Source organism: Thermococcus sp. (assembly GCF_027063845.1).
Taxonomy (GTDB): Archaea; Methanobacteriota_B; Thermococci; order Thermococcales; family Thermococcaceae; genus Thermococcus.
In genome coordinates this window covers 1-2,314 of the sequence record NZ_JAMOQU010000054.1, presented here as the reverse complement: position 1 = coordinate 2,314, position 2,314 = coordinate 1, and the positions used below count along the sequence as shown (strand labels likewise).

Annotated in this window: 4 protein-coding genes; 2 read left to right on the top strand and 2 right to left on the bottom strand. The window is 52.6% G+C overall.

What is annotated here, in order from left to right; genetic code table 11:
- Window positions 1–107, bottom strand: a 107-nt coding sequence (locus tag MVO87_RS03960; RefSeq protein WP_297552279.1) for a hypothetical protein, incomplete at its 3' end; no start/stop codon positions are given.
- Window positions 108–233: 126 nt separating this feature from the next.
- On the opposite strand from MVO87_RS03960, the gene MVO87_RS03955 reads away from it, so the two are divergent.
- Window positions 234–1,103, top strand: a complete 870-nt coding sequence (locus tag MVO87_RS03955; RefSeq protein WP_297552275.1) for a PhoI — start codon at window positions 234–236, stop codon at window positions 1,101–1,103.
- A 41-nt stretch (window positions 1,104–1,144) separates the two neighbouring features.
- Window positions 1,145–1,753 (top strand): diacylglycerol/polyprenol kinase family protein, encoded by a 609-nt coding sequence (locus MVO87_RS03950; RefSeq protein WP_297552277.1) that lies wholly within the window; start codon window positions 1,145–1,147, stop codon window positions 1,751–1,753.
- Here MVO87_RS03950 and MVO87_RS03945 read toward each other — a convergent pair.
- Window positions 1,747–2,313 carry a DUF366 family protein gene (locus tag MVO87_RS03945; protein ID WP_297552273.1) on the bottom strand — a complete coding sequence of 189 codons (567 nt, stop codon included), beginning with the start codon at window positions 2,311–2,313 and terminating at the stop codon, window positions 1,747–1,749. The two genes, MVO87_RS03950 and MVO87_RS03945, sit on opposite strands and share 7 nt — an antisense overlap.
- Between the last annotated feature and the right edge of the window lies 1 nt (window position 2,314).

The window sequence follows — 2,314 nt, the reverse complement described above, 5'->3', positions numbered from 1 at the left end:
ATGTGAACGTAACCGCTCGGCGTGATTCCGCTCTCGACCACGTACTCCTCCTTGTCGCCCCTTTCGCGGATTATCTTTTCGGCCATGTAGTCAGCCCAGTGAACCATTCTCACCACCGCGCTTAGCTCCTCGAAAGGGCTTTTAAGGTTAGCCTCCAGTTGAACAACCTTTCGAGAGAAACATTTATAAGTGAAAAAAGTAAAAACTACCGAACAATGTAAAGGGTGAACGCCATGGAGTTTGAACTAATGGGAATGAACGTCTTCTTCCCAGCGTCGCTAGAGATTCAGGAGGAGCTCCTGAAGGCTGGCTTTAAGGTGCCTTACGACAAGGAAACCGGGAGGAAAACTCCCGTTCCTGTGGTTTCAAGCTCGATGGAAGGACGAAAGCTGAGAAGGGGAAGACTGCTAAAGGCAACGGATTTTGATATAAAGGACAAGTTCGCGGTGATTCCCGAGGAGAGGACCCTCATCGAGTTCGAAGTTACTGAGAAGGGCTTCCTCGTGATAAGGCCGAAGCCCTTCGAGTACCACCTCGAGGAGCTCGGCTTTCTCTCGGTCCCTCTGAGACTATGGGGAACGTGGGCGAGCTTCTCACTGCCCTTCTCAGCCTACGATGCGCTCCTTTCAGAGCTGGAGGAGTTTAAAGGAGAGAACAAAGGATTCTACACGGCCTCAAAGGGTTCGAGGGGAAGGATTGAGGTCTACGCCTACAGGGGGAGGACGAGGAAGGACTTCGGGATTCCTGTTTTCGGTTACTCCCTCGGACTCCACGGCCTAACCCTGGCGGAGGAGTACCTCAGGGAGAAGGCGGAAGAGAACGGCGTTCCAGAGGAGAGGCTCCGCTACCTCAAGCTCGGCCTGAAGAAGAGGAAGGAAACCAAGGCCGGCCTTAAGGTCGGAATCGTCTGGGAGAACGGAACGCCCGTTGAGGTCACCCTCAAGCTCTCGACGACTGAACCGAGGGTCAAAATTCGGGGCCTCTACGGCGAGCTGGTTGGAAAGTCGAGGGGAGAACTGACGAGAACGGACGACTGGTACATCGTGGTTAACGCTTCCGACTTCGTCATCGCCCTCGAAACTGTTGGAAGGACGTTCGGATAAAGTTATTAGCCCCAATCCCTTTTCATTTTTTGGTGGAATCAATGTTCGAGTGGTTGCCCTACGCGGGGATTGCCGCAGGTTTCATAATAGGCGCTATAATCGCCACCAAAAAGCTCGGCGAGGAATGGGCGTGGATAAACCGAAAGATAATTCACTTCAGCATCGTTCCAGCGGTTTTGATGTTTTACTACGGAAAAATTCCAGTTGAAGTTTTTGGCGTTTCTGCCGTTATTTTCGGCGTCGTCCAGCTGTGGCCCCACCTCAAGAGACATGAGCTGTCTTGGTACCAGATAAAGCACAACTACGGCGAGGTGTTCTTTGCCTTTTCGGCCTCGGCAATTGTTTTTCTGCTTCCCAGAGAGTACGCAACGGCCCTGCTGTTAGCCATGGCAATCAGCGATGGAGTAACCGGGGTGGTCAGGCACTACTACTTCAAAAGGCACGGCTTCAACGTGAAGCTCAAGAAGCACTGGACAGGAAGCCTGGCATACTTGGCAACGGCCGTTGTAATAGCACTCATTTACCTCGATGCGGATACAATAAGAAAAGTGATGTGGGCAGTGATACTGACCTTAGCGGAGTACCAGCCCTGGGTAGACGACAACTTGGCCGTTCCGCTGGGGGGAAGTTTGCTGTTCCTTCTTTACTGAGCCCACCTAACCTTCAGGCTGTCCTTCTTCACCTTTTTGAACTCTTCAACGAGTGCCCTTCCGGTTCTCTCCATGAACTCCTCAATGTCGGTGATGCCAACTTCCTTGAGGCCTATTGCCTCCACTCCCTCAGGAACGCCCTTGGCCTCGACGTTTATCCCGATGTGGATTTTGACGCTCACTGGGGAAACCGTTGCTATCGAGATGCTAAGCTTTCTTCCGTTCACGTAGATGTCGTCTCCCTTTCTAACGGTCTTCACTCCGTACTCGCCGAGAACCTCGCAGAGCCTCACTATGAAGAGCTTTTGCAGAGTTGAGGCGAAGAGCGTGTTGACCAAGTCGAAGACCTCGATGATGTAGTGCACCATGTCGTCGCTCTTGATTTCCTTGCTCGCGCGGAGGTCCTCTATGTCAATCATTTCCTCGACCTTGACGTCGCACTTTCCGCGGAAGACGACGAGCGAGTTTCCAAGGATTCCGAAGTTCCTGTAGGCCCAGTGGCTCCCTATCGCGGAGCCGTCGTAGTCTATGCGCCTATCCTTCACGATGAGCAACTCCATG

Bases quoted from the DNA above. Each gene is read 5' to 3' on its own strand.
- MVO87_RS03955 (WP_297552275.1), top strand. From the start codon at position 234: ATGGAGTTTGAACTAATGGGAATGAACGTCTTCTTCCCAGCGTCGCTA.
- MVO87_RS03950 (WP_297552277.1), top strand. From the start codon at position 1,145: ATGTTCGAGTGGTTGCCCTACGCGGGGATTGCCGCAGGTTTCATAATA.
- MVO87_RS03945 (WP_297552273.1), bottom strand. From the start codon at position 2,313: ATGGAGTTGCTCATCGTGAAGGATAGGCGCATAGACTACGACGGCTCC.